A 25,828-nucleotide genomic window follows, 5' to 3' on the forward strand; every position below is an offset into this window, starting at 1 on the left:
GCTGTGTCGTGGCCATCTGACTGGAGAATCCCATGCGACCGTTTTGGCTCGAACAGGCCTTGCAGGCCGATCCATCCGCGACGTGTCCGTCACTGCAAGGCGAAGTGCGCAGCGACGTGTGCATCGTCGGCGGCGGCTACACCGGGTTGTGGACGGCGATCATGCTCAAGCAACAGAACCCTGAACTCGATGTGCTGCTGATCGAAGCCGACATCTGCGGCGCGGGTGCCAGTGGCCGCAACGGTGGTTGCGCGTTGTCGTGGTCGGCCAAGTATTTCACCCTCGAGCGGCTGTTCGGCGTCGAGGAGGCGGTGCGCCTGGTCAAGGAATCCGAGCGCAGCATCCACGCCATCGGCGAGTTCTGCGAACAGTACGGCGTCGATGCCGATTATCGCCTCGACGGCACGCTGTACACCGCCACCAACAAGGCGCAGGTCGGTTCGACCGACGCCGTGATCGCGACGCTGGAGCGTAATGGCATCAACTCCTTTACCCAACGCCCGGTGGCCGATGTGCAGCGCATGGCCGGTTCCAGCAAGCATCTGGAAGGCTGGTTCTCGCCAGCGGCGGCCAGTGTGCAGCCGGGCAAACTGGTGCGCGGGCTGCGTCGGGTGGCGTTGCAACTGGGCGTGAAGATCCACGAGAACACGGCGATGACCGGCCTGGAGGAGGGCCGTCCGGCGCGCATTCACACCGCTGGCGGTAGCGTGATTGCAGACCGCGTGGTGCTGGCGATGAACGCGTGGATGGCCCGGGCGTTCCCGCAGTTCGAACGCAGCGTGGCGATTGTCTCCAGCGACATGCTGATCACCGAGCCGCGCCCGGATCTGCTGCAGGAAATCGGTTTGACCAGCGGCGTTACGGTGCTCGATTCGCGGATTTTCGTGCACTACTACCACAACACGCCGGACGGCCGGATCATGCTTGGCAAGGGGGGGAATACCTTCGCGTTTGGCGGGCGGATGCTGCCGGTGTTCGATCAGCCTTCGCCGTATGCGGATTTGCTCAAGCGCAGCCTCGGGGATTTTTTTCCGGCGTTTGCCGAGGTCAAAGTCGATGCGACCTGGAATGGGCCGTCGGATCGTTCGGTGACCGGGTTGCCGTTTTTTGGGCAGATGAGTGCCAGTGGCAATGTGTTTTATGGTTTTGGTTATTCCGGCAGTGGCGTCGGGCCGTGTCACATGGGCGGGCAGATTCTTGCCTCGTTGGTGCAGGGGCTCGATAACCCCTGGACACGTTCGCCGTTGGTGAACGGGCCGCTGGGGTATTTTCCGCCGGAGCCGATTCGGTATCTGGGGTCGTTGATGGTGCGTAATGCGATTCGCCGCAAGGAGCGGGCAGAGGATCATGGGCGGCGGCCGCGGCATCTGGATGTGCGGTTGGCGAAGTTTGCGGCGGCGGCGGGGAAGGCTGACAAGGGGTGATTGGGGGCTGGCGAGCGCTGCGTTCTTTTGAGTTACCGAGTACATATCCGTTTCTGCGGTAACGGCTTCTTATGGTTTCGCTCTTACAGCGACTCACTTTTCCAGACGCCGAAAAGTAAGCAAAAGGCTTGGCCCCGGCGTACGGCCCTCGCCTAGGCTCGGGTTCCTTCGTTACGGGATTCATCCGGGGGGCATCGCCTCCGGTTTGCTTCGCTGCACCTCCTCTCGATGTGTTCGACTTCGTCGAACGGTCGCTGCGCTCCCACCCCCGGATAAACCCCTTCACTCAGCCTGCCGATGGGGCCGGCACGGCAAGATCAAGAGCTTTCGGCGAGCTGACACTCGGCCATTTGAGTGGTGAAAAGCATGCGGCCGGCTTTAGCTCTCCTGTGGAAGCTGGCCTGCCAGCGATAGCAATCTCCCAGCCGACCAATCTCCAACAGCCCACACCCAATCCAACTGTAGGAGTGAGCCTGCTCGCGATAGCGACCTCAAAACCAGCCAATCTCTAACTGCCCACAACCAATCCACTGTGGGAGCTGGCTTGCCAGCGAAGGCGGCCTGATAGCCAACCAACCTCCAACAGCCCCCACCCAATCCAACTATAGGAGTGAGCCTGCTGGCGATAGCCACCTCCCAGCCAGCCAGTTTTCGGCCGCTGTACTCAATTCCTATATTCGCGGCGCTTACGGATCGGCACCGTGCAGCAGCCAATCGAGCAACAGGCTGCTGTCGCGCGGTGATGGTGTTTCACTCGGTGGCGCGGGACGCGTGTTGGCGAGGCACAGGATCGGTCGATCCGGGTCGCTGTCGAGGAAGCTGACCCACACCTCACTGCCGGCGCGGGGCAACTGGTGGGTGGCGAGCCGGCCGGCGCCGGTCAGTGCGATTGGCAGCCACAGGCATGCAGACTCAGTTGTCTGCGCCGGCCAGAGGTTGACGCCGATGCGCCCGCGATCATCCAGTTGCGCGGGCTGGCCGGGCGATCCCAGCACTTGTGCCAGATGGTAGCCGCCGATGTTCGGGCGCGGCTGTGCCAATGGCGGGCGAAAATCGCTTGACCAGGGCAGGGCAGTGAAGTCGTTTCGATAGCGATGCACATCAGTGGTCGGGTCGAGGATCGAGGGGTGCTGGCCCTGGTGGTGCAGTTCGGTGATTAGCCATTGTTCATTGAAGGTATTGATCGGATGCTCGCTGATCTGTAACAGATGCCCGCTGCGCAACGCGCTGCAATCGCAGGTGCCCCGGATCGAGCGCGACTGACAGCGCTGGCGCTGCAGATGGCGACGGCTGCGTTGTTCGGCGTGACGCTGTTCGCCGGACAGGTTCTGCGGTGCGAGTGCGGGCACGGGATGGTTGGCCGCGTCGGTGGCGATGGCCTCCTGCCCGCGGTTGCGAATGCCGTGCGCAGCCATCACCGGTGGCGCGTCATGGCGCTGAAACAGCGTGCTGACGCGCGGTGATGGTGTGTCGTCGGTGATGCCAAACGGCACCGGCAACGGTTCCTGCGGCAGGCTGAGGTTGTCATCGGCAAACACCAGCACATGCCCGTTCGGGTGATGTTCGAAGTGATAGTGGATGCCTTCCTCCTCACACAGCCGTTGCACGAAGGCCAGGTCACTTTCTTCGTACTGGATGCAAAAGGGCCGCGGCGGGTATTGGCCGACGCTCATTTCGATCCGGTAACTGTCCGCCGGCAACTCATGCTCGCTGAGCAATTGCGCGAGGATCGTCGGCACGCTCGTTTGCACGAAGACCCGGCGCCGGGGCGGCTGGTCCAGGCTCAGCAGCAGCGGGACGAGGATCAGCCGGTAGCCGATGCGGTGGCTGGCGCGATGCTCGCAACTGACGCTGTGGATCAGACCGTGGATCCCGTGATCGGCGCCCAGGCGCAGGAACGCCGGTTGGCGCAGCAGACTGCCTGGGGGCAACGCCGGTGCCAGACCGATCATTTCAATTTCGAAGCGAAACGGCTGATTGAGTGCTTCCTTGCCACTGAAACGCAAGACCGGCAGGCACAGCGGGCCGTCGGTCAGGGTCAGGGTGAACGGGCTTTCCTTATCATTGAGCATTCGTACGGGCTCTGTGGGCAATACGGACGGCAGAGGGTACGAAAACGCGAGCACGAATGGTCATGGCTGGTGGGCTTTTCAGAATCGCCCTACAAGTCGTGGTGACGATGTCGATTCAACAATGATTTTTTTGGTCGATTGCCGACTTTAGGCCGTATAAACTTGGCGCCACGCGTCGGCCAATAGATGTCTCGGCGCCACAGATCAAGAGAGTGAGTAATGGGCGCACAGTGGAAGGTTAAACACAAAGAAGCGGCAGCCAACGCCAAGGGCAAGATCTTCGGCAAACTGGTGAAAGAAATCACCATCGCTGCCCGCAACGGTGCCGATACCGCCACCAACGCACACCTGCGTCTGGTGGTCGAGCAGGCCAAGAAAGCCTCGATGCCCAAGGAAACCCTGGACCGCGCCATCAAGAAAGGCGCCGGCCTGCTGGGCGAAACCGTGCAGTACCACCGCGTGACGTACGAAGGTTTCGCGCCGCATCAGGTTCCGTTGATCGTCGAGTGCGTCACCGACAACATCAACCGCACCGTCGCGGAAATCCGCGTGGCGTTCCGCAAGGGTCAACTGGGCGCTTCCGGTTCGGTGGCCTGGGACTTCAACCACGTCGGCATGATCGAAGCGTCGCCGGACACCCCGGACGCCGATCCGGAAATGGCCGCGATCGAGGCCGGTGCCCAGGACTTCGAGCCGGGCGAAGAGGGCGCGACCCTGTTCCTGACCGATCCGACCGACCTCGACGCCGTGCAGAAAGCCCTGCCTGAGCAAGGCTTCACGGTGCTGTCGGCCAAACTCGGCTACCAGCCGAAGAACCCGGTCAGCGGCCTGAGCGCCGAGCAGATGGCTGAAGTTGAAGCGTTCCTCGAAGGCCTCGACAACCACGACGACGTGCAGGACATGTTTGTCGGTCTGGCGGGCTGATTTGCTGCAAAGATAAACTGTGGCGAGGGAGCTTGCTCCCGCTCGGCTGCGCGGCAGTCGTTGTTTTTGGGACGGCTTTGCCGTCCAGCGGGAGCAAGCTCCCTCGCCACAGGATTTGCGTCAGTTAAAGCGTTTCCAGGACCTCGATCACTTCGCTGAACCCCGGCCGCGCCAGCACGTCCGGCTGACAGCAACGCTGTTCCAGCGCCTCCAGCACCTCGCGTTGTTCATCGCTCAACCCCGAGTCGACGCGCGCCAGCAATTCCCCGAGCAGAACCCCGAACGCCCGCACTTCGATGCGTTGCAGTGCCCGGGTTTCCAGGTTGTCGGTGGTGGCATGGAACGACGCCGCGCCGAAATCCCCGAGCAAGCAATCGCCCTGATCGTTCAGCAGAATGTTGTGGCCGTAGAGGTCGCCGTGGGTGATGCCCTGTTGATGCAAGTGCTCGGCCGCCGAAGCGATGCCCTTGGCAATGTTCAGCGCCACTTCGGCACTGAAGCGGCAGTCCTCGGCATACACATCCCGCGAGCAGCTCGCCAGGCTCGGCAATGCCGCCAGGTTGCGAAAGCTTGGGTCGATCAGTTGCATCACCAGCCCCTTTTGGCCATCGGGATGCCCGTGAATACGGCCTTCCACGCGGATGAGGTTCGGGTGCAAGCCCGCGGTGATGCAGGCGTTCATCTCGTGCAGCGGCGAACCGTCGCTGGTCATTTCACCTTTATAGAGCTTCACCGCGACCGGCACCTGCGAGCCGTCGGCGCGCTGCCACTGCGCCCGGGAAATCACCCCCGAGGCGCCTTCGCCCAGCCGTTGTTCCAGACGCAGCGCTGACCAGTCGATCAGCGGCGTGGCTTCCAGCGCGGCGGCATCGGCTTCGGTCTCCAGCGGATTGCCGGCATACGCCAGCCAGGTCAGGCTCGGCAGGGTCAGCAGCCACTGCGGCAGTTCACGCATCTGGTTGGCGGCGATGCGGATCAGCTCCAGGCGATGGCACTGGCTCATTGAGGCGGGCAGCGCTTGCAGGCGATTGCCCGCCAGCAGCAGTTTTTGCAGATACGGGCGCTCACCCAGTTCGGTGGGCAGGCTTTCGATGCAGTTGTCGGTCAGGATCAACCAGCGCAGCAGCGGCGGCAGTGCTGGGCCCGGCACGTGGCTGATGCGGTTGGCCTTGAAGCCGATCATCGTCAGCGCCGCGCATTTTCCGACGCATTCCGGCACCTCGGTGAAGTGGTTGTCCGAGCAAAACAGAATGCGCATCCTGGTCAGGCGGTGCAGATCATCGGGCAGACTGCTCAAGGCGTTGCCGCTGAGGTTGAGTACCTCCAGGGTATCGGCCAGCTCGAAAATCTCCCGGGGGAACTCGGTCAGGCCGCAAGACAGATCCAGCCGGGTAATGCCCGACAACTCGCCGGCGCGCAATTGAGCAAGGGTGTGCATGGGGATGTTCACTATCAAAGGAAAGAAGCGCCGGGCGCTCGGAATGGGCGACATGATAACGGCAAAGCCGGGATTTGCATTGATCTGAACTGGAGGCCCCTTTAATTCCTGTGGGAGCGAGCCTGCTCGCGAAGGCGGAGTGTCAGTTGGCGAAATATTGGCTGACAGGACGCTTTCGCGAGCAGGCTCGCTCCCACAAGGGACTTGAGTGGATCAGTGGGTTTCCTGCAACTGCCCCAGGCGACTGCGGGTGCGCGCCAGATCGATGGCATTCCCGCCAAGGGCCTCGCGCAGTGGCAAGCGGCTGAGCAGGGTCAGGTGCTTGTCCTGGTCGTAGAGCACGTCGATCAGGTTGATGAAGCGCTGTTGTGCGGCGATCGAGCACTCACCGAGTTCCGGCAGGTCGTCGATGATCCACTGGTCGAAACGCCGACACAGCTCCAGATAATCCATCACCGCTGTCGGTTGCTCGCACACGTCGCTGAAGGCGAAAGCGACCCGGCTGCCATCGCACAGGCGCGCCTGAACGTGTCGGCTGCCCACCGGCAACGCAATGGCCGGGGCACCTTCGGGCGGCAGGTTCAGCGCTTGGCGCTGGGTTGCGGTGGCTGGCCACACATAGTGGCCCTGCGTGAAAACCTGATGCGCATGGTTGCTCGCCTGGCTGCGGTAATCGTGCGGGCCGCCGACCTCCATCACTTGCATTCGGGCGTTGATCAATTCGATCACCGGTTTGAAGCGCGCGTGATAGAGCGGGTTGGGCAGCAAGCCTTCCGGCGGATAGTTGGAGGTCACCAGCAGCAGAATTCCGCGCTGAAACAAGGCCTTGAACAGCCGAGTGATGAGCATCGCATCGCCGATGTCATGCACATGAAATTCGTCGAAACACAGTACCCGGCAATCATCTAACAGCTCGTCGAGGGTGACGCCGAGAGCGTCGTCCTGTTCGCGATGGTGGAACATGCCCTGATGCAGCCGGGCGAAGAATTCATGGAAATGCACGCGCTGTTTCTGCGCGGTCGGCAGTGCCTGGAAGAAACCGTCGAGCAGCCAGCTCTTGCCGCGTCCGACCGCGCCATGCAGGTACAGGCTCGGCGGCGTTTGCGGCTTGGTGCCGAACAACAGGCTGGCCTGCTGCGCCATGCAATCGATCACCCGCTGCTGGCTGTGGCTGAGGGTGTAACCCTGACCATGGGCCTTGTGCCGGAAATAGTCCCGGATCGACTGGGCATTCGCGTCATGCCCGGCATGCGCGGGCCGGCCCTTGGCGAACCAGCGGCGCAGCGCCGACCAGCGTAGGGTCAGTGGCGATCGTTTGGGCGCTCGAGAGGGCACAGTGCAGTCACTCCGTGTTCATCAGACCGGCGCCCGGGAGCGCGGCGCCGTAGTGTAACCAGAGGCTGCGCCCGGCTTCCATCGCGGCTAGTCGACTGTGGGCGATCACTGAACAGATTTGTGCGGGACGTACAGCTATTTTCAGCGATGTAATTCGCCGTGTTGCCAAACTTTCGAAACATATCCCGGCAGATCCATGGATCCAATCGACTGGCGGATTCGTTGTCCGTTGCTACCCTGAAACACAGTAACGTCATCCAGGATGTTCCCTCACAAGGAATGGGACAGTGATTGTACGTGTGGTGATGGTCCTGCTCGGGGTGCTTGGGGTCTCGGTGCATGCGGCGGATCTTCAGGTCGAAGTCCGCGTTGACGTGCAGCGTGGCTGCCAGTTGATCGGCCAACAGCGCGAGGCGGGTATCGAACAATTGGGCGTGCTGGATTTCGGCAGTATTGCGCGTCTCGACGACCCGGCCGGGCCACTGGGTGCGGCGCTGACCAACCAACGGTTGCCACGTCTGGAATGCAACCCTGACACGCCGTATCAACTGCGGGTCGACGGTGGCCTGCATGGTGGCGTTGGCGAGGTTCGCTACATGGCGGGGGCGGCGGGGAGCCAGCCGATTCCATATCGGCTGTATCAGGACGCGGCGCGCCGGGTGCCGCTGGTGGTGAACGTGCCAGTCAGCGGCCGGGTGCCGGACACCGGCACGGTGGAGTTGCCGCTTTACGCGCGGATCGGGCGTCTGGCGCAGGTGCCGCAGGTCAGCCGCTATTCGGATCTGGTGAAAGTCACCGTGACTTGGTGAGTGCAGGATTTCAGGCAATCCGCTGGAGGCGGATTGCGCAGGGAAGGGGCGTTCAATCCTGAACGCAAGGTACGCAGGCATCCTGAAGGAGTAGGACGGACGCTATGACAGGCAAGCACTGGATGGTTATCGCCACGGGTACGTTGCTGTTGCTCGCTGACGACGCACAGGCGGCGATCAGTGGGCAGATCAATGCGCGGCTGATCCTGATCGCCGGGTGCGAAGTCACCAACAGCGCCACCCCGGCGATCCCGGTGAGCAATCTGGGCACCCTCGATTTCGGTCAGCAGGGGCCGACCTGGAACGCGCCGATCAAGGCCAGTCTCGACGGCGACAGCAGCGGCAAGCTGAACGTCGCCTGCAATCCCTCGGTCACCGGTTTCACCGTCACCATCGACGGCGGCAGCCACGGCGACGGCACCACCCGCCGCCTGAGCAACGGGCGCCAGACCCTGCCTTATCAACTCTTTCTGGATGCCTCCGGTAGCCAGCGCTACAGCATTGGTCAACAACACAATTTCGCTGTCACCAGCGGTGCGCAGATACCGATTCCGGTGTTTGGCACGGTGGTGGCGAATACCCGCGCGGTTCCGGCAGGTGTCTACACCGACACGCTGACGGTGACGCTCGACTGGTAACCCCGTAGAGGACGGACACCATGCGCAAGTTTGCATCAAGGATAGGTTTGTCGTTGCTCGGCCTGACGCTGGTTTCCAGTGCCCACGCCGCCACCACGGTCACCGGCCAGATCACCGCCAGCCTGACCCTGATCAGCAGCTGTCAGGTCAACGGTGCCGGCGGTTCCACCGGGCTGAACTTTGGTGCGCTGAACTTCGGCACCGCCAACAGCCTGTTCACCACCGCGAGCGGGCAGGTTCTGGGCGGTGGCGGCGGGGCGCTGTCGATTCTCTGCTCCAGCGGCACGACCCCGGTGGTCAAGGTGCGTGCGGGTGCTCACGATGGGCAGTCGCCGGGCGGCGCTCGCGCGCTGTACGACGGTGTCGCCAACTACGTGCCGTACGACTTCTACACCGATGCCGGGCATTCGCAACTGCTGCCGATCGACGGCACGATCAACCTGGCGACCAGCACTGGCGTGGCGCAGACGGTGAATATCTACGGTCAGGCGGTGGGCAAGGCCGGGTTGCCGGCGGGGACGTACACCGACACCGTCGCTGTTGAATTGACGTTCTGATGCCATGCGCCGCCAAGGCTGTGCCGCGCTGCTCCTGCTCTGTGCGGGTAGTGTGCCGCTGTCACTGGGGGCGGCGACCAGCCAGAGCTTTCAGGTCAGCGCGACCATCACGCCGGGATGCCTGGTGGTGGGCGGGGTGTCGAATTACGGCGGACTGAATTTCGGTTCGAGTTCGGCCCTCGCGACCGGCACGGTGCAAGTGGCATTGACCGGCGGCGTACAGTTGCAATGCACGCCGGGGGTGGCACTGAACATGACGGTCGATGGCGGCCAGTACAACAGCAGCGGTCGCCACATGCAGATCAACAGCGGCAGTGCGCGGGTGGCGTATGCGCTGTTCCGCGATGCGGCTTACAGCCAGAGCCTGGGCATCGGCCAGAGCGTGGCGGTGGCCTATAGCGATGCGAACAACATCAGCCTGCCGATTTACGGTCAGGTGCAATTGCCGGGCAATCAGCCCGGGGGGACATACAGCGACGTGTTGCAGGTGCAGCTGTCGTGGTAAAGCGACATTTGAATGGCCGACAAGGAGCAGGTTCATGGGGGCAGTTACGTCTGGGCATTCGTTGTTGCAGGGCGCGTTGCTGGCGCTGGTCATGCTCGGGGCCGGCCATGCGCAGGCCGCCAGTTCGGTGCTGATCTGGCCGATCGATCCGGTGCTGGAGGCCGATCAACAGGCCAGTGCGCTGTGGCTGGAAAATCGTGGCACGGAAACCGCCAACCTGCAGATCCGGGTGTTCGGCTGGAGCCAGAGCGGCTTTGCAGAGCAGTACCAGAACCAGCGCGACGTGATCGGCAGCCCGCCAGTGGCGAAGATCGAGCCGGGGCAAAAACAACTGGTGCGCCTGACCCGGACCAAGGATGTGCCGCCGGGGCAGGAACTGGCCTACCGGATCATCATCGACGAAATCCCTTCTGCCCAGCCGCCGGCTTCCGAGGGCGGCAAAACCGCAGCCGCGATCCGCTTTCAGATGCGCTATTCGGTGCCCTTGTTTGCCTACGGCGCGGGGCTGTGGAGCAAGGAAGACAGCACCCGCCCGCGTGATCCCAAGGGTATCGGTGTGCCGCAACTGAGCTGGCGCACGGTGGCGGTGGACGGTCGACCGTATATCGAAGTGCGCAATCAGGGCGCGGTGCATGCGCGGCTGACCGACGTGGTGATCAAACAGGGTGGACAGAGCAAGCCATTAGCCGAGGGGTTGCTGGGTTATGTGCTGCCGGGCGCGGTGATGCGCTGGCCGGCACCTGGGGCGTTGGCGAGTGAGTCGGCGTTGCAAGTGCGAGTCAATGGCGGGGCGCAGGTGCAGAGCATTGCGCCGGGACGCTGAAAAGGGAGCCATGCCGAGTGGACTTTTGTGGCGAGGGAGCTTGCTCCCGCTGGGTTGCGATGCAGCCCCAAGCCATGTCAGGCAGTTCGCTTAAACAGTTCTGACGACGGCTGTGCCGCCGAGCGGGAGCAAGCTCCCTCGCCACAATGAATGCATTGTATCGTCAAAATTCCAGAGAAAGATAACTGGCTTTGGCAAGAGTGGCATCAGGAGGATCGAGTCCATTGACGGACGTAAAGCGTGTATGAGCCCGGGATGGGCTCGTCGTATTCAGCGTCCGTTGTGGCTCATGACCGGCGCGTGTTGCCTGATGTTCGTGCAACCATCCGAGGCCGGCGAACTGCCGCCACCGCCCAGCGGCATGGAGGCCGTGAGTGATGCACAGTTGTTTCTGGAGTTGGTGGTCAATCAGATGAACACCGGGCGGGTGGTGGCGGTGCAGCAACGTGACGGGCATCTGTTTTTGCCGGCCAGCGTATTGGCTGAAACCGGGATGAAATTGCCGGGCAATCCTGGTGCTGAAGTTGCTCTCGACGGCCTGCCTGGACTGCACAGCGAATACGACAGTGTCGGCCAGCGCCTGCTGCTGGTGGTGCCACCGCAGTGGCTGCCGGATCAGTTCATCGGTAATCGCGAGAACTATCCGCGCACCCCGGCGCTGAGCAGTTTCGGCGCGTTGTTCAACTATGACCTGTACCTCAACGACACCGACGATGCCGGCACTTATCTGGCGGCGTGGAACGAGGTGCGGCTGTTCGATAGCTGGGGCACGTTGTCCAACACCGGGCAGTACCGGCGCACCTTGTCCGGCGATTCGGTCAGCACACTGGACAACGGCTACCTGCGCTACGACACCACCTGGCGTTACTCCGACGACGAGCGAATGCTCACCTACGAAGGCGGGGACGTGATCAGTGGCGCCTTGCCTTGGAGCAACTCGGTGCGTCTGGGCGGTGTGCAGTTCTCGCGGGACTTTGCCGTGCGTCCGGATCTGGTCACCTATCCGTTGCCGCAGTTCGCCGGTGAGGCCGCGGTGCCGTCGTCGGTGGATCTGTTCATCAACGGCTACAAGTCGAGCAGCACCGACCTGCAACCGGGTCCGTATACCCTGACCAACATTCCCTTCATCAACGGCGCCGGTGAGGCCGTGGTGGTGACCACCGATGCGCTGGGGCGGCAGGTGTCGACCACGGTGCCGTTCTATGTCACCAGCAGTCTGCTGCAAAAAGGCCTGAGTGATTTCTCGGTGGCGGCCGGTACGTTGCGCCGCGATTACGGTTTGAAGGACTTCAGCTATGGCCCTGGCATGACTTCCGGCAGCCTGCGCTATGGTGTCAGCGACAGCTTCACCCTGGAAAGCCACGCCGAAGCGGCTGACTCGCTGACCCTCGGCGGGATCGGCGGCAATTGGCGTCTGGGCAATTTCGGCGTACTCAACAGCGCCATCAGTCAGAGCCGATTCGACGGCGACGGCGGCGAGCAGTTGAGTCTCGGTTATCAGTACAGCAGCCAGCGCTACAGTTTTTCCTGGCAGCGCCTGCAACGCCGCGATCAGTACGCCGACCTCAGCGTGATCGACAGCCCTTATATCAGCCTCAGCCGGCGCAGCGAGCAGGCGACCCTGAGCGTCAACCTAGAGCGCTGGGGCAGCCTCGGTGCCGGTTATTTCGACGTGCGCGCGGCGGACGATTCGCGCACGCGTCTGCTCAACCTGAGCTGGAGCAAGCCGCTGTGGCGCAACAGCAGCCTCTATCTGTCGGCCAATCGCGAGATCGGCGATAGCCACTGGGCAGTGCAGGCGCAACTGGTGATCCCGTTCGATCTGCGCGGCAGCCTGGCGATCAGCAGCGAGCGCAGCAAGACCGGGCAGAGTCAGCAGCGGGTCAATTACAGTCGTTCGGTGCCAACCGAGGGCGGGGTCGGTTTCAATCTGGGGTATGCCAAGGGTGATGGTCCCGATTATCGCCAGGCCGACGTGACCTGGCGTCTGCAATCTGTGCAGTTGCAGGCCGGGGTTTACGGCACGTCCGAGGCCGAGACCCGTTGGGCCGATGCCAGTGGCTCGCTGGTGTGGATGGACCGCCAGGTGTTCGCCGCCAATCGCATCGACGACGCGTTTGTGGTGGTCAGCACCGATGGTTTCGCCGACATTCCGGTGCGCTACGAAAACCAGCAGGTCGGTCAAACCGATAAAAACGGCCACTTGCTGGTGCCGTGGAGCAGCGCGTACTACCGCGGCAAATACGAAATCGATCCGCTGAATCTGCCGGCCAACGTACGCAGCCCCAACGTCGAACAACGCATCGCCGTACGCCGTGGCAGCGGTTATTTGCTGGAGTTTCCACTGACCCGGGTGATCGCTGCGAGTATTGTGCTGGTAGATGCGCAGCAACGCGAGCTGCCATTGGGTGCGGGTGTGCTGCACGAGCAGAGTGGCGCGCGCACGGTGGTCGGTTGGGACGGCTTGGTCTATCTGGAAAACCTCCAGGCGCAGAACTCGTTGCAGGTGACGCTGGCCGACGGCAAGACCTGCAACGCGCAATTCGCCGTGGACATGCAGCAAAGCCAGGTGCCGCTGATCGGCCCGTTGGTGTGCCAATGAACGCGGCGCGGATTTGCCTGTGTCTGGCGTTACTGTTGCCGGGGATGGCGCAGGCCTTGTGTTCGGTGGTCAGCACCACTCCGGCGGCGTTCGGTTCGATCAGTTCGATTGCCGTGCGCACCACGACGCAGCCCAGTTCCACGCTCAATGCCGGGTTGAGTTGTACCGGTTCGCTGTTGTCATTGCTGACCAGCAACGACCATTTCTACGCCACCATCACCTCGACCCAGAGTGGTTTGCTCGGGCCGAGCGGCGACGTCATCGGCTACACGATCTACGCCAACAACAGCACCAGCTACCCGGTCACCCGTGGCACCGCATTCGACTTCGCCCGCAACGGCATCATCGATGCCTTGGGGCTGCTCAACGGCACCACCCCGAAAACTGTGCCGCTGTATCTGGGCACGACCATTGGCAGCAACGTCGCCGCCGGGGTCTATACGGAAACCCTGAGCATTTTCTGGAACTGGAATTACTGCTCCGGGATCGGTATCGGCAGTGTTTGTCTGGGGCGCGACATCAATAGCGGTACCGCGACGTTGACCGTGAACCTGACCGTGTCCAACGACTGCACGATTACTGCGCCGAACATTGCCTTTGGCAGTGCGCCGGTAATCAGTGCCTTTACCCCGGTGACCGGGCAGACCATCAATCTGGCCTGCACCAAGGGCAGTGCTTACACCGTCGGTTTGAGCGACGGACAGAACCCGGCTAGTGTCGGCGGCCGGCGGCGGATGATTTCCGGGAGCAACTATCTGGCCTACGACATCTTCAAAAGCGCTGGCACCACTCGTTGGGGCAGTGTCGGCAGCGCACGCCGGTCGAGCACCGATGCCGAGGTGAATCCGGGGAATGGGCTGGGCACTGGGAGCCAGATTTTCAATTACAACGCGAAAATCTACACCGATCAGACCACGCCGCCGGCGGGGACGTACCTGGACAATGTGGTGCTCGATGTAGGGTTCTGACTCATACGATGAGCCCGCTCCCACAGGGGGATTGGCGCAGTTTTCACAATGGCAGTGACTGCCTCAATTGCTGCGCCGCCGGCGAGTCCGTCGGGCTGACCATCGCATAGTTGTACCCGCCACCGGACCAGTAATCGGCCTGCAGATCGCCGTCGCTGCGGCTACCGCGTGGCAGGAAGGTGTTCTTCGGTCCCGGTGGCCGCACGTAGAAACTGACCTTGTGGCCGCTGCGATCCTCATACATGACCATCGCCGCCGGGCCTTCGTCGGTGCTGAGCAGCCGGCCGCTGACCGGTTCGAAACCGGCGGATTTCAGATCCGGCAAGCGACTGGCCTGGGTGAAATAGCGGTCGAGCCAATGCTGCATGTCGCCGTCACTGTCGACTTTGTAGTCCGCCGGCAAAATCCCTTGCTGGGCGATCAAACGATAGGCCTGCAAGGCATCGGTCATCGGCAGCATGGAGGAGCGCACGAGGGTCATCTCCCGCGCCTGCCAGCCACTGAAACCGCCGATGCCGACCGCGATCAGCAACACCGCCGCGCTGGCCAGGTGGCGCCGCGACTGACGCTTGAGGCGCTGGCGAATCAGTGCCGGATCGAGCTCCGGATTGGCCGGATGCTGCAAGGCACCGCCCAGGGCTGCGCGCAACAACTGGGCGTCGTGCTGCCAGGCGCGCACTTGCGCGGCGGCTTCCGGGTGAGTGGTCAGCCAGGTGTCGACCAGACGCCGGTCGGCTTCGTTGAGTTGGTTATCGACGTACGCGTGCAGGTCGCGCTCGCTGGGGGGCATGCTGATCATTTGAGTATCCGCAAGGAAGGGCTGCTGATTTCGCCGTCGCTGAGTTGGCGCAAGGCCTGGCGGGCGCGGGACAGGCGCGACATCACGGTGCCGCTGGGGACGTTGAGAATTTGCGCGACTTCCTTGTAGCTCAGGCCTTCGACCGAAACCATCAACAGCAGCGCGCGTTGCTCGCTGGGCAGGCGATCGAAGGCTTGCAGGGTCGATTGCGCGATCACGGTGCGTTCGGTCGAGGGTTCGGCATCGTCGCGACCGGTGAAGAATTCGAGCATCCGCGCATAACGGCGCGAGCGTCGGTGGGCGTCGAGAAATTGCCGATAGAGGATCGCGAACAGCCACGCGCGCACGTCACCCTCGGCGCGTTTCTCGCCCCAGCCGGACAGGGCCCGCTCAAGGCTGGCCTGCACCAGATCGTCGGCGCTGCTGCTGTTGCGGGTCAATGACACGGCAAAGCGGCGCAATCTGGGAATGATTTCTCTCAACTGTTCGTCGAATTCGCTCATGAATTTCTACTAGTCACTACGCTGTGGACTAGGGAGACGTCTGCCGTTCGAGGTTATTCCACGTTCGGAAAAATAAATACCGGGCCATGGAATAAACCCCGATGGGGTGCGTCTTGCTGATTCTTCCTACTTGTGGCCGATGGCCCTGGAGTTATTCATGGTTGATCGCACTTCACCGCCGGGCAGGCCGTCGCGCCCGCCCTTGAGTGCCGCGAGCACAGTGTTGCGCCTGACGGCGATTGCCGTGGTGGTTGCCGCAGTGGCCGGGGCGTTTGCCTACGTGCACGGTAACCTTGACTCACAACGTCTGACGCCAAAGGCGCTGGTCGATGTGCTGGAGAAAAACAACGGCGTGCACCCCGGATTTCGCCGCAATCACGCCAAGGGCGTGTGCGTGATCGGACATTTCGAGAGCAGTGGCGAGGCGCAGGCGTTCTCTTCCGCGCAGGTGTTCAACGAGGCGCAGACCCCGGTGGTCGGACGCTTCGCATTGCCGGCGGGGAATCCCTATGCCCCGGACAGCAGCGTGCCGATCCGCAGTCTGGCGCTGCGTTTCACCCAGGCCAACGGGCAGCAATGGCGCACCGGGATGAACAGCATGCCGGTGTTCCCGGTCGGCACTCCCGAGGCGTTCTATCAGTTGCAGCAGGCACAATCGCCGGATCCGGCCACAGGTAAACCGGATCCGTCGAAAGTCCCGGCATTCTTCGCCGCGCATCCGGAAGCCGTGCCGTTCCTGACGTGGGTGAAGACCGCCAAACCGTCGGCCAGCTATGCCACTGAAACCTACAACAGCGTGAATGCGTTTTATCTTGTTAACGCCAGCGGGCAGAAGCAGGCGGTGCGCTGGAGTGTCACGCCGCTGGCGCGTGATGCCGCCGGTGCCTCGGCGCCGGAGGGTGCGGATTTTCTCGAGAAGGATCTGGTGCAGCGCCTGGCCGAAGGGCCGTTGCGCTGGCAGTTGAATATCACCCTGGCCAACCCTGGTGATCCGGTGAACGACGCCAGCAAAGCCTGGCCCGAGGGCCGCAAGGTGATCAACGCCGGCACGCTGGTGCTGGAGAAGACTCAACCGCAGCTCAGCGGCGAATGCCGTGACATCAACTACGATCCGCTGGTGTTGCCGGCTGGTATCGAGGGTTCCGACGACCCATTGCTCGCGGCGCGTTCCGCCGGTTACGCCGATTCTTATCTACGGCGTACCAGTGAAGTCAGCCAATTGCCCGCCGCCAAACAGGAGGCTCGCCCATGAGCACGCAACCGACTCATTTCGCTCTCTTGGCGCGCCTGCTGCACTGGCTGATGGCGGTGATGATCATCGCCATGTTGTTCATCGGCGCCGGTATGGTCACTTCGGTTTCACAGCGGCATGAGTGGCTGATCCATCTGCATAAACCGCTGGGGATCGCGATTCTGCTGCTGGTGGTGGTGCGCCTGTTGGTGCGGTTTTCCACCCGCCAGCCGCCACTGCCGGACGATCTGCCGGGCTGGCAGGTGCTGGCGGCCAAGGCCTCGCATGTGTTGTTGTACGCGTTGATGCTGGTGCTGCCGCTGCTCGGTTGGGCGATGATCAGTGCGTCCGGGGAGCCGGTGATGCTCAGCAATACCTTGCAGTTGCCGTCGATCCTGCCGGCCGATGCGCAAGTGTTTGCCCTGCTGCGCAAGGCGCATGGCTATCTGGCGTACCTGTTGTTCCTGACTGTGCTGTTGCACCTGGCGGCGGCGCTGTTCCATGGTTGGGTGCGTCGCGACGAGGTGCTCGACAGCATGTTGCGCGGTCGCGATCGCGATTAACCCGTCTGTGTGGCGCACCGCTGGGGTGCGCCACTTTTCACGGTCAGCCACCAATAACCCAGCGCCACTGCATTGATAGCGGCGCCAAGCAGACACACGCCGGTCCAGCCGGCCCAGGCGTACATCGCCGTCGAGGTAATCGAACCCAATGCACTGCCGATCGAATAGAACAGCATGTAGCCGGCGGTGAGGCGGCTTTGCGCTTCGGGGCGCACGCTGTAGATCATGCTCTGGCTGGTGACGTGTACGGCCTGCAAGCCCAGATCGAGGGTGATCACTCCCAGCAACAGCGCCCACAACGAGGACTGGGTCAGGGCGATCGGCAGCCACGAGGCGAGCATCAGCAGCAGCGACAGGCCACTGACCCATTGGCCGAGGCCGCGATCAGCCAGATGTCCGGCGCGCGCGGCGGCGAGTGCACCGGCGGCGCCGGCCAACCCGAACAGGCCAATTTCGCTATGGGATAACGACAGCGGCGGGGCGGCCAGCGGCAGCACCATCGGCGTCCACAGCACCATGGCGCTGGCAAAGGTCAGCAGCGCGAGAATCGCCCGTTGCCGCAGCACCGGCTCTTGCCTGAACAGGCTGAACACCGAAGCGATCAGCGCGCCGTAACGGCTTGCGGGCTGCGCGGCTTCATCCCTGGGCAAGACGCGCAACAGCAGCAGTGCCATCAGCAGCGTCAGCCCCGCCGACAGCAGATAGATCGCCCGCCAACCCGCCAGATCAGCCATGACCCCGGCAATGGTGCGCGCGAGCAGAATGCCGACGACGATGCCGCTGGTGACGACGCCGACCACCCGGCCGCGTTGCGCCGGGATCGCCAGGGTCGCGGCGTAGGCCACCAGCACTTGCGTCACCACCGCGAGCAAACCGGTCAGGGTCATGCCGAGCAGCAACCACACACTGCTGGGCGCCAGCGCGATCATCAACAGCGCGGCGGCCGAGAGCAGGGTCTGGGTGACGATCAGCCGCCGTCGGTTGAGCAGGTCGCCGAGTGGCACCAGCAACACCAGACCGATGCCATAGCCGATCTGCGTCAGGGTAATGACGATGCCGATGGTTGCCGGTGACATGGCGAAGGCATCGGCCATGGCGTCCAGCAGCGGCTGCGCGTAATACACGTTGCCCACCGCCAGTCCACAGGCGACGGCAAACAGCAGCACCACGCTGCTTTTGAGAGGTTGAGATTGCATGCCCTGATTCCTTTTTGGGTTTCAAATTAAAACCAGAATCACGGTAAGCATTCTGGTTTTAATTTGCAACCTTGTTGGTAATGGCGTTTGATTGCGCAAAAAAAAGATCGCAGACACAGCTGCGATCTTTGGGTGGAGCGGGGGAGGGATCAGCGCAGGGTATCGACCATGTCGGCGATGGTGGTCAGCACGTCCTTGCCCAACTGTTTCGAGCGCTTGCCGGACCAGCCCGTTTCTTTGTTCGGATGGTCATCGTGATCCTTGAACGGCATTTCCAGGGTCAGCGACAGGCAGTCGTATTTCTGGCCGACCGCGTTGCAGGCCAGGGTCATGTTGGCCTGACCCGGTTCGTCGCGGGTGTAGCCATATTTGGTCTGGAAGTCTTTCGTGGTGTGCTTGAGGTGCGTGCGGAAATGCTCTTCGAGCTTCTCGATGCGCGGCGTGTAACCCGGGTTGCCTTCGCAACCGGCGGTGAACACGTGGGGAATTTCTTCATCACCGTGTACGTCGAGGAATAGATCGACGCCGTACTTTTCCATCTGCTGTTGTACGAAAAGTACCTCTGGGCTGATGTCCTGACTGGCGCTCTGCCAGGCGCGGTTCAGGTCCTGGCCCATGGCGTTGGTACGCAAATGACCGTGGAAGGCGCCGTCCGGGTTCATGTTCGGCACCAGATACAGATCGGCGCTGGCGAGCAGCTTGTTCAGCACCGGGTCGTCGTGGCGCTCCAGGCGTTCGATCACGCCTTCCATGAACCATTCGGCCATATGTTCGCCCGGGTGCTGTTGCGCGATGATCCAGACTTTGCGCTGGCCTTCGGCGCCGCTGCCCTTGCGCAGCAGCTGAATGTCACGACCCTCGACGCTTTTGCCGGTAGCCAGCAGTTCGGTGCCGGCCTTGGTCAGCGCTTGCTCGATCAGCCAGTCGTGACGACCTCGGCTGTAGGGTTCGAAGTAGGCGAACCAGGCGTGGGTCTGCTCGGCTTCGATGCAGAAGCGCAGGCTGTCGCCTTCGAAACTGGTAGGAATACGAAACCAATTCACATGGTCGTAGGACGCAACAGCCTGATAGCCAGTCCAGGCCTTGTTGTAAGAGGATTGACTGGCGTTGACCAAGCGAAACCAGTGTTCCTGATGAACATGCAGGCCGCTGGCCTTGAAGTGGAACCACTGGAAGTGAGCGCTCCGGGTATCCGGGCGAATGGCCAGAACCGGGTTGAGCGGATTGGAGATGTCGATGACTTGAATGTTGCCGCTGTCGAAGTTGGCGCTGATGTCGAACGAAGATTTGGCCACGGTCATAATCGGTTCCTGAATATGATTTTTATGGCGGCTACTTTACACGCAAGACTGGGGTGAAACCGAGGGAAATTGCGGGTTGCGGTGGGGGGCGTCTTCCGTGACGCGCAAGCAGCTTAGAGACTGTGCGATTGATTCTCAAGTGCTAATTGTCATTAGTTTGCCCCAATCGGGCCGGGCTTTGCTTGCCAAGCGATATTCTTTTGATATTATCCGCGCCATCGAATTTGCAGCACCCAAAGACTTCATTAGCCTGAAGCCATAAGCCCGAAAAACGGGCAAAAAAAGACCCGGCAAAAAGCCGGGTCAAAAACCGTGATTAGCCTGATGAGGAGATAGTCCAGAAGACCGACCTAAGGTCTCTGGTCCATCGACTGATCTCGCGACCAGCTGCTTGCAATAATAATCATTATCATTTGCAAGTCAAATGTTTTTATCTGCTCGATGGGGAAATTCTTTCCTGTCCGTCCGCTTCCCGTATCCGTCAGAGCTGTTCGCCATCAATTGAATGGTCGACCATCGCCCGCGCCATATCCACCATATGCACCACCGAAAATGCCAGGTCGCGGCTCGCGCCCTGCAGGTTTTCGGCTGCCTTGAAGGCGGTGGCGGCTGCGCAGCGCAACAGATCCGACGCGTGCACGAGGGCCTCTTCGCCGCTGAGATGGCGTTTTACATTGAAAAAACGCTCGTCGACCTCGGGTTCTGAAACAGCTGGTTTCAAGTAATAGTCCAGTGCTCGCTGCGCTGCCGCGTTGCCTTGAGGGGAGGTGAACGTGGTGTCCATTTGCAGATCGGGCAAGTCTTTGCTGCTGATATTCATGGTGAAGGGGCACTCCTTGTTCGATTGAAAGTCCGTGCTTCCAGCATAGTACGATGCGTAGTTGTGACGAGGATTTAAATACTACAATATGTGTTTTGCCGGCCGAAGGCGGGGCAAGTAAGGTGCCGCACATGGATAAATGGATTGAGTTGGTCAAGGCCAAAATGAGTGAACTCAAAATCACTCAAACAGAGCTCGGAGAGCGCGTCGGCATGTCCCAAGGCGGGATCGGCCATTGGCTGAACAAACGTCGCGAGCCGGGTATTACGGAAATGAACCGCGTATTGCAGGCGCTGGGAATGGACTTCCTTGAAGTGGTGCTGGTGATTCGCGAGCCGCAGGAGACCGACGATGACGAGATGCCGCTGGCGCAGAAGTACAACCCGTATTTCCGCTATCCGGTCAGCGATTGGCACACGCCGTGCGAATCGCGTGAGAGTGCAACCGCCGCTTACGCCCCGTCACATGACAAGCAGCGCTTCGAACTGACGGACTATCACGCCCGTGGCGCAGCGTTCTGGCTGACCGTGACGGGAAATTCGATGACCGCACCTTCAGGTCAGAGCATCGCCGAAGGCATGCTGATCCTGGTGGACCCGGAGGTGGAGGCGCTGCCCGGCAAACTGGTGATCGCCCAGTGGCAGGGCTGCGACGAAGCGATCTTCCGCAAGCTCGACGAAGAGGGCGGCCAGCGTTATCTGGTACCGCTCAATCCGACCTGGCCCAAAGCCCTGTTCACCGATGAGTGTCGAATCATCGGCGTGGTGGTTCAGGCCACGGCGCGTTTCTAGTCAGATCGATCCTCGCTCGGCGTAGGATCGATCTCCCATTTACTCGGCTTCCAGTTCCACCAAAGCGCTGCCTTCGCCGACCATTTCGCCTTCCTGGCAATACAGCGCTTTGATCACTCCCGCATGGGGCGCGCGAATGCTGTGCTCCATCTTCATCGCCTCCAGCACCACCAGTTGCGCACCGGCCTCGACCGATTGCCCGGCCTCCACCAACACCCGCACGATGCTGCCGTTCATAGGCGCAGTCAGACCGCCCTGATGGCTGTGGCTGGCGTCGACGGCGCTGATTGGGTCGAACATCTGAATACGCCGCAACTCGCCTTCCCATTGCAGGTACAGCGAATCGCCCTGACGAATGGCACGCAAGTTGCGACGTACGCCATCGTGCTCGACGACCAATGCTTCATCCGACAGTTTGGCGTTGTCGGTGCTGCCCAAGGTCAACGCCCGATCCTGACCTTCGCAGCTCAAGTGCAAGGTGACTTCCGCCGGCAACCCTGTGCGCAACCCGCTGTTCAACGCCCACGGCGAACCCAGGTCATCCGCCCGAACAGCGCCCGGCAGACTCTGCGCGAAAGCCTGCGCTGCGGTCTGCCAGAACTCATCGCTCAGCTCACCCGGAGCGGGCAGCAGCGTTTCCTGATAACGCGGAATAAACCCGGTATCCAGCTCCGCGGCGGCAAACGCCGGATGCGCGATGATCCGCCGCAAAAAATTGATGTTGGTCTTCAAGCCGCCAATCGCGAACTCATCGAGCATGCTCAACAGCCGCAGGCGCGCCTGCTCTCGATCTTCGCCCCAAGCGATCAGCTTGCCGAGCATCGGGTCGTAGAACGGCGAAATTTCATCACCTTCTGCAACCCCGCTATCGACCCGACGCCCCGGTCCGGCGGCCGATTCACGATAAAGCTCCAGACGCCCGGTAGCCGGCAGGAAATCATTCGACGGGTCTTCGGCATATAGCCGCACTTCAATCGCATGGCCATTGAGCGGGACCTGATCCTGGGTGATTGGCAACGCTTCACCGCGCGCTACACGAATCTGCCACGCCACCAGATCGAGGCCGGTGATCGCTTCGGTGACCGGGTGTTCGACCTGCAGGCGCGTGTTCATCTCCATGAAGAAAAACTCGCCGCGCGCATCGAGCAGAAACTCCACGGTGCCGGCACCGACATAACCGATTGCCTGTGCCGAACGCACCGCTGCTTCGCCCATGGCTCGGCGCAGTTCCGGGGTCAGGCCCGGGGCCGGGGCTTCTTCGACGACCTTCTGGTGCCGGCGCTGGATCGAGCAATCGCGCTCGTTGAGGTATAGGCAGTTGCCGTGTTGGTCGGCGAACACCTGGATTTCCACGTGACGCGGTTTGAGCAGGTATTTCTCCACCAGCATCCGCGAATCGCCGAACGACGACTGCGCTTCACGTTGCGCCGAGGCCAGGGCTTCGGCCAGTTGGCTGACGTCCTCGACGACTTTCATGCCTTTGCCGCCGCCTCCGGCAGTGGCCTTGAGCAGCACCGGATAACCAATGCGTGCGCAGGCATCGCGGAAGGTTTCGAGATCTTGCGCCTCGCCGTGATAGCCCGGCACCAGGGGCACACCGGCGGTTTCCATCAAGGCCTTGGCCGCAGATTTGCTGCCCATTGCGTCGATGGCCGAGGCGGGGGGACCGAGGAAAATCAGCCCGGCCTGTTCAATGGCACGGGCGAAGCCAGCATTCTCCGACAGAAAACCGTAACCCGGGTGAATCGCCTGAGCGCCGCTGGCCTTTGCCGCTGCGATCAGTTTGTCGATTTGCAGATAGCTGTCGGCGGCTTTGCTGCCCCCGAGATCAACGCGGATATCCGCTTCGCGGCTGTGCCGCGCTTCGCGGTCGGTGGCACTGTGCACGGCGACGGTGGTCAGGCCCAGCGCCTTGGCGGTACGCATGACCCGGCAAGCGATTTCGCCACGGTTGGCCACCAGCAGGGTGGTGAGAACAGGTGCGCTCATCAACGCGGCTCCTTGGTGGTGGATGCGGCTTGCCAGCTTGGCGGACGTTTTTGCAGAAAGGCGCGCAAGCCCTCCTGGCCTTCAGGGCTGACGCGGATGCGCGCGATGGCGTTTTCGGTATAGCGGCGCAGCGCTGGGGTCAGCGCGCCGTTGCCGACTTCGCGCAGCAGATCCTTGCTGGCGCGCATCGCGGCGGGACTGTTGAGCAGCAGGTTGTCGATCCATTGCTCGACGGCTTGATCAAGCTCGGCGGCCGGGTAGCTCTCGGACAACAAACCAATTTCCCGCGCACGCTGCCCGCCGAAGCGCTCGGCAGTCAGCGCATAACGACGCGCGGCACGTTCGCCGATGGCCTGCACCACGAACGGACTGATCACCGCCGGCGCCAGGCCGATGCGCACTTCCGACAGACAGAATTGCGCGTCATCGGCGCCGATCGCCATGTCGCAGCAACTGATCAGGCCTAGCGCGCCGCCGAACGCCGCGCCTTGCACCACGGCCACGGTCGGGATTTTCAGCTTGGCGAGGTTGTACATCAGCTCCGCCAATTCGCGGGCGTCGTCGAGGTTGGTGTGGTAATCGAGTTCGGCCGATTGCTGCATCCACGCCAGATCGGCGCCGGCGCTGAAGTGTCTGCCACGCCCGCGCACCAACAGGAAACGCAGGCTGGCGTCGCTGGCAACCTTGTCCAGTGCGAGGATCAGTTCGCGGATCATTTCGGCGTTGAACGCGTTGTTCTTTTCCGCACGGTTGAGCCACAGGGTGGCGAAACCCCGTGGGTCGTTGTGCAGTTCGAGGGTGTTGAAGTCGCTCATATTCATCCGTCTCCACGGTTCTTGTGGGAGCTGCCTATGCACCTGGATTACGATTGCTGCGCAATCGAACGGGAGCAAGCTCCCTCGCCACACAAGCCCGCTCCCACAAAAAGCATCACATCCGGAACACGCCGAAGCGGCTCGGTTCGATAGGCGCGTTCAACGACGCGGACAAGGCCAGGGCCAGCACATCACGGGTCTGCGCCGGGTCGATGACGCCGTCGTCCCACAGTCGTGCGCTGGAGTAGTAGGGGTGACCCTGCTCTTCGTACTGATCGAGGATCGGTTGCTTGATCTCGGCTTCCTGCGCGGCGCTGAAGGCTTGGCCACTGCGTTCGGCCTGCTCGCGCTTGACCTGCACCAGCACCCCCGCAGCCTGTTCGGCGCCCATCACGCCGATGCGCGCATTCGGCCACATCCACAGGAAGCGCGGATCGTAAGCGCGCCCGCACATGCCGTAGTTACCGGCGCCGAAACTGCCGCCGATGATCACGGTGAATTTCGGCACTTTGGCGCAGGCCACAGCGGTCACCAGTTTGGCGCCGTGTTTGGCGATGCCGCCGGCCTCATATTTCTGGCCGACCATGAAGCCGGTGATGTTCTGCAGGAACAGCAGCGGAATGCCGCGCTGGCAGGCCAGTTCGATGAAGTGCGCGCCTTTTTGCGCGGCTTCGGCGAAGAGGATGCCGTTGTTGGCGAGGATCGCGATCGGGTAGCCATGCAGGTGCGCAAAACCGCAGACCAGGGTGGTGCCGAACAGCGCCTTGAATTCATCGAACACCGAACCGTCGACCAGCCGCGCAATCACTTCGCGCACGTCGAATGGCTGTTTGGCGTCGGCCGAAACCACGCCATATAACTCGTCGCTGGCGTACAGCGGCGCAATCGGCGTGCGCTGCTGCACTTCGCCGAGCTTGCGCCAGTTGAGGTTGGCGACGCTGCGGCGGGCGAGGGCGAGGGCGTGCTCGTCGCTCTCGGCGTAATGGTCGGCCACGCCGGAAATCTTGCAGTGCACATCCGCACCGCCCAAGTCCTCGGCGCTGACCACTTCACCGGTCGCGGCTTTCACCAGCGGTGGGCCGGCAAGGAAGATCGTCGCCTGATTGCGCACCATGATCGCTTCGTCCGCCATTGCCGGCACATAGGCGCCGCCCGCGGTGCACGAGCCCATGACCACGGCGATCTGCGGAATGCCCATCGCGCTCATGTTGGCCTGGTTGAAGAAGATCCGGCCAAAGTGTTCGCGATCCGGGAACACCTCGTCCTGACGCGGCAGGTTGGCGCCGCCCGAGTCCACCAGATAGATGCACGGCAGGCGGTTCTGCTGGGCGATGGTCTGCGCACGCAGGTGTTTTTTCACGGTCAGCGGGTAGTACGAGCCACCTTTCACTGTCGCGTCGTTGGCGACGATCATGCACTCGACGCCTTCGACACGGCCGATCCCGGCAATCACCCCGGCGGCCGGTACGTCTTCGCCATACACGGCGTGTGCGGCGAGCTGGCTGATCTCGAGAAACGGCGAGCCCGGATCGACCAGGCGGTTGATGCGTTCGCGGGGGAGCAACTTGCCCCGCGAGGTGTGACGTTCCTGGGCTTTCGCGCCGCCGCCCTGCGCCACTTGGGCGAGCAGGGTGTGCAGCGCGTCGACCTGTTCAAGCATCGCCGCGCTGTTGGCGGCGAACTCCGCTGAACGGGGATTGAGCTGAGTATGCAGGATAGCCATGT

General features: G+C 62.2%; 23 protein-coding genes. 12 read left to right on the forward strand and 11 right to left on the reverse strand.

Features of this window, described 5'->3' with window-relative positions; translation table 11 throughout:
- Window positions 1–32 precede the first annotated feature (32 nt).
- Entirely contained in the window at window positions 33–1,424 is a 1,392-nt protein-coding gene (locus AC3WMV_RS10005; protein ID WP_103369266.1) for an FAD-dependent oxidoreductase, read from the forward strand.
- Window positions 1,425–2,110: 686 nt separating this feature from the next.
- On the opposite strand, the gene AC3WMV_RS10010 is transcribed toward AC3WMV_RS10005, so the two are convergent.
- A complete protein-coding gene (locus tag AC3WMV_RS10010; protein WP_103369267.1) occupies window positions 2,111–3,496 on the reverse strand; it encodes a type VI secretion system Vgr family protein in 1,386 nt (461 codons plus the stop codon).
- A gap of 219 nt (window positions 3,497–3,715) precedes the next feature.
- Here AC3WMV_RS10010 and AC3WMV_RS10015 point away from each other — a divergent pair, with 219 nt between their 5' ends.
- The gene (locus AC3WMV_RS10015) at window positions 3,716–4,420 is read left to right on the forward strand and encodes a YebC/PmpR family DNA-binding transcriptional regulator (protein ID WP_027614601.1); all 705 of its coding nucleotides are present in this window, start codon (window positions 3,716–3,718) and stop codon (window positions 4,418–4,420) included.
- Between the two features lie 124 nt (window positions 4,421–4,544).
- On the opposite strand, the gene AC3WMV_RS10020 is transcribed toward AC3WMV_RS10015, so the two are convergent.
- A complete protein-coding gene (locus AC3WMV_RS10020; RefSeq protein WP_103369268.1) occupies window positions 4,545–5,858 on the reverse strand; it encodes a protein kinase in 1,314 nt (437 codons plus the stop codon).
- 213 nt (window positions 5,859–6,071) lie between these two features.
- Window positions 6,072–7,193: a cell division protein ZapE gene (gene zapE, locus AC3WMV_RS10025; protein ID WP_103369269.1), complete on the reverse strand. Its 1,122-nt coding sequence runs from the start codon at window positions 7,191–7,193 to the stop codon at window positions 6,072–6,074.
- 287 nt (window positions 7,194–7,480) lie between these two features.
- Here zapE and AC3WMV_RS10030 point away from each other — a divergent pair, with 287 nt between their 5' ends.
- From AC3WMV_RS10030 to AC3WMV_RS10060, 7 genes are all read left to right on the forward strand, one after another.
- Window positions 7,481–8,002, forward strand: a complete 522-nt coding sequence (locus AC3WMV_RS10030) for a Csu type fimbrial protein (protein WP_103369270.1) — start codon at window positions 7,481–7,483, stop codon at window positions 8,000–8,002.
- A 104-nt stretch (window positions 8,003–8,106) separates the two neighbouring features.
- A complete protein-coding gene (locus tag AC3WMV_RS10035) occupies window positions 8,107–8,640 on the forward strand; it encodes a Csu type fimbrial protein (protein WP_096795681.1) in 534 nt (177 codons plus the stop codon).
- 20 nt (window positions 8,641–8,660) lie between these two features.
- Window positions 8,661–9,197, forward strand: a complete 537-nt coding sequence (locus tag AC3WMV_RS10040) for a Csu type fimbrial protein (protein ID WP_027614606.1) — start codon at window positions 8,661–8,663, stop codon at window positions 9,195–9,197.
- Window positions 9,198–9,201: 4 nt separating this feature from the next.
- Window positions 9,202–9,702 carry a Csu type fimbrial protein gene (locus AC3WMV_RS10045; protein WP_096795680.1) on the forward strand — a complete coding sequence of 167 codons (501 nt, stop codon included), beginning with the start codon at window positions 9,202–9,204 and terminating at the stop codon, window positions 9,700–9,702.
- Window positions 9,703–9,736: 34 nt separating this feature from the next.
- Window positions 9,737–10,525 carry a fimbrial biogenesis chaperone gene (locus AC3WMV_RS10050; protein ID WP_097088182.1) on the forward strand — a complete coding sequence of 263 codons (789 nt, stop codon included), beginning with the start codon at window positions 9,737–9,739 and terminating at the stop codon, window positions 10,523–10,525.
- Window positions 10,526–10,769: 244 nt separating this feature from the next.
- Entirely contained in the window at window positions 10,770–13,127 is a 2,358-nt protein-coding gene (locus AC3WMV_RS10055) for a fimbria/pilus outer membrane usher protein (RefSeq protein ID WP_103369271.1), read from the forward strand.
- Window positions 13,124–14,095 (forward strand): Csu type fimbrial protein, encoded by a 972-nt coding sequence (locus AC3WMV_RS10060; protein WP_103369272.1) that lies wholly within the window; start codon window positions 13,124–13,126, stop codon window positions 14,093–14,095. The genes AC3WMV_RS10055 and AC3WMV_RS10060 overlap by 4 nt, the downstream gene beginning before the upstream one ends.
- Window positions 14,096–14,138: 43 nt before the next feature.
- Here the strand turns inward: AC3WMV_RS10060 and AC3WMV_RS10065 are convergent, their stop codons facing one another.
- Both AC3WMV_RS10065 and AC3WMV_RS10070 read right to left on the reverse strand, forming a co-directional pair.
- Window positions 14,139–14,894, reverse strand: a complete 756-nt coding sequence (locus AC3WMV_RS10065) for an anti-sigma factor family protein (protein WP_103369273.1) — start codon at window positions 14,892–14,894, stop codon at window positions 14,139–14,141.
- Entirely contained in the window at window positions 14,891–15,397 is a 507-nt protein-coding gene (locus tag AC3WMV_RS10070) for an RNA polymerase sigma factor (protein WP_103369274.1), read from the reverse strand. Before AC3WMV_RS10070 ends, AC3WMV_RS10065 begins: the two co-directional genes overlap by 4 nt.
- A 157-nt stretch (window positions 15,398–15,554) precedes the next feature.
- On the opposite strand from AC3WMV_RS10070, the gene AC3WMV_RS10075 reads away from it, so the two are divergent.
- Window positions 15,555–16,649: a catalase family peroxidase gene (locus tag AC3WMV_RS10075; protein WP_103369275.1), complete on the forward strand. Its 1,095-nt coding sequence runs from the start codon at window positions 15,555–15,557 to the stop codon at window positions 16,647–16,649.
- Window positions 16,646–17,191: a cytochrome b gene (locus AC3WMV_RS10080; RefSeq protein ID WP_103369276.1), complete on the forward strand. Its 546-nt coding sequence runs from the start codon at window positions 16,646–16,648 to the stop codon at window positions 17,189–17,191. The genes AC3WMV_RS10075 and AC3WMV_RS10080 overlap by 4 nt, the downstream gene beginning before the upstream one ends.
- Here the strand turns inward: AC3WMV_RS10080 and AC3WMV_RS10085 are convergent.
- The 3 genes from AC3WMV_RS10085 to AC3WMV_RS10095 form a co-directional block, all read right to left on the reverse strand.
- The gene (locus tag AC3WMV_RS10085) at window positions 17,188–18,387 is read right to left on the reverse strand and encodes an MFS transporter (RefSeq protein ID WP_103369277.1); all 1,200 of its coding nucleotides are present in this window, start codon (window positions 18,385–18,387) and stop codon (window positions 17,188–17,190) included. The two genes, AC3WMV_RS10080 and AC3WMV_RS10085, sit on opposite strands and share 4 nt — an antisense overlap.
- Before the next feature lie 149 nt (window positions 18,388–18,536).
- Window positions 18,537–19,688 carry a M14 family metallopeptidase gene (locus tag AC3WMV_RS10090; protein ID WP_103369278.1) on the reverse strand — a complete coding sequence of 384 codons (1,152 nt, stop codon included), beginning with the start codon at window positions 19,686–19,688 and terminating at the stop codon, window positions 18,537–18,539.
- Window positions 19,689–20,169: 481 nt separating this feature from the next.
- The gene (locus AC3WMV_RS10095; protein ID WP_097088169.1) at window positions 20,170–20,508 is read right to left on the reverse strand and encodes a DUF6124 family protein; all 339 of its coding nucleotides are present in this window, start codon (window positions 20,506–20,508) and stop codon (window positions 20,170–20,172) included.
- A gap of 131 nt (window positions 20,509–20,639) precedes the next feature.
- Between AC3WMV_RS10095 and AC3WMV_RS10100 the strand changes: the two genes are divergently transcribed.
- Entirely contained in the window at window positions 20,640–21,299 is a 660-nt protein-coding gene (locus tag AC3WMV_RS10100; RefSeq protein ID WP_027614618.1) for a LexA family protein, read from the forward strand.
- 39 nt (window positions 21,300–21,338) lie between these two features.
- On the opposite strand, the gene AC3WMV_RS10105 is transcribed toward AC3WMV_RS10100, so the two are convergent.
- From AC3WMV_RS10105 to AC3WMV_RS10115, 3 genes are all read right to left on the reverse strand, one after another.
- The gene (locus AC3WMV_RS10105; RefSeq protein WP_103369279.1) at window positions 21,339–23,288 is read right to left on the reverse strand and encodes an acetyl/propionyl/methylcrotonyl-CoA carboxylase subunit alpha; all 1,950 of its coding nucleotides are present in this window, start codon (window positions 23,286–23,288) and stop codon (window positions 21,339–21,341) included.
- Entirely contained in the window at window positions 23,288–24,103 is an 816-nt protein-coding gene (locus tag AC3WMV_RS10110) for a gamma-carboxygeranoyl-CoA hydratase (protein ID WP_103369280.1), read from the reverse strand. The genes AC3WMV_RS10105 and AC3WMV_RS10110 overlap by 1 nt, the downstream gene beginning before the upstream one ends.
- A 115-nt stretch (window positions 24,104–24,218) precedes the next feature.
- Window positions 24,219–25,826 carry a carboxyl transferase domain-containing protein gene (locus AC3WMV_RS10115; protein ID WP_103369281.1) on the reverse strand — a complete coding sequence of 536 codons (1,608 nt, stop codon included), beginning with the start codon at window positions 25,824–25,826 and terminating at the stop codon, window positions 24,219–24,221.
- Between the last annotated feature and the right edge of the window lie 2 nt (window positions 25,827–25,828).

It is taken from the genome of Pseudomonas sp. FW305-3-2-15-E-TSA4, from assembly GCF_058787295.1.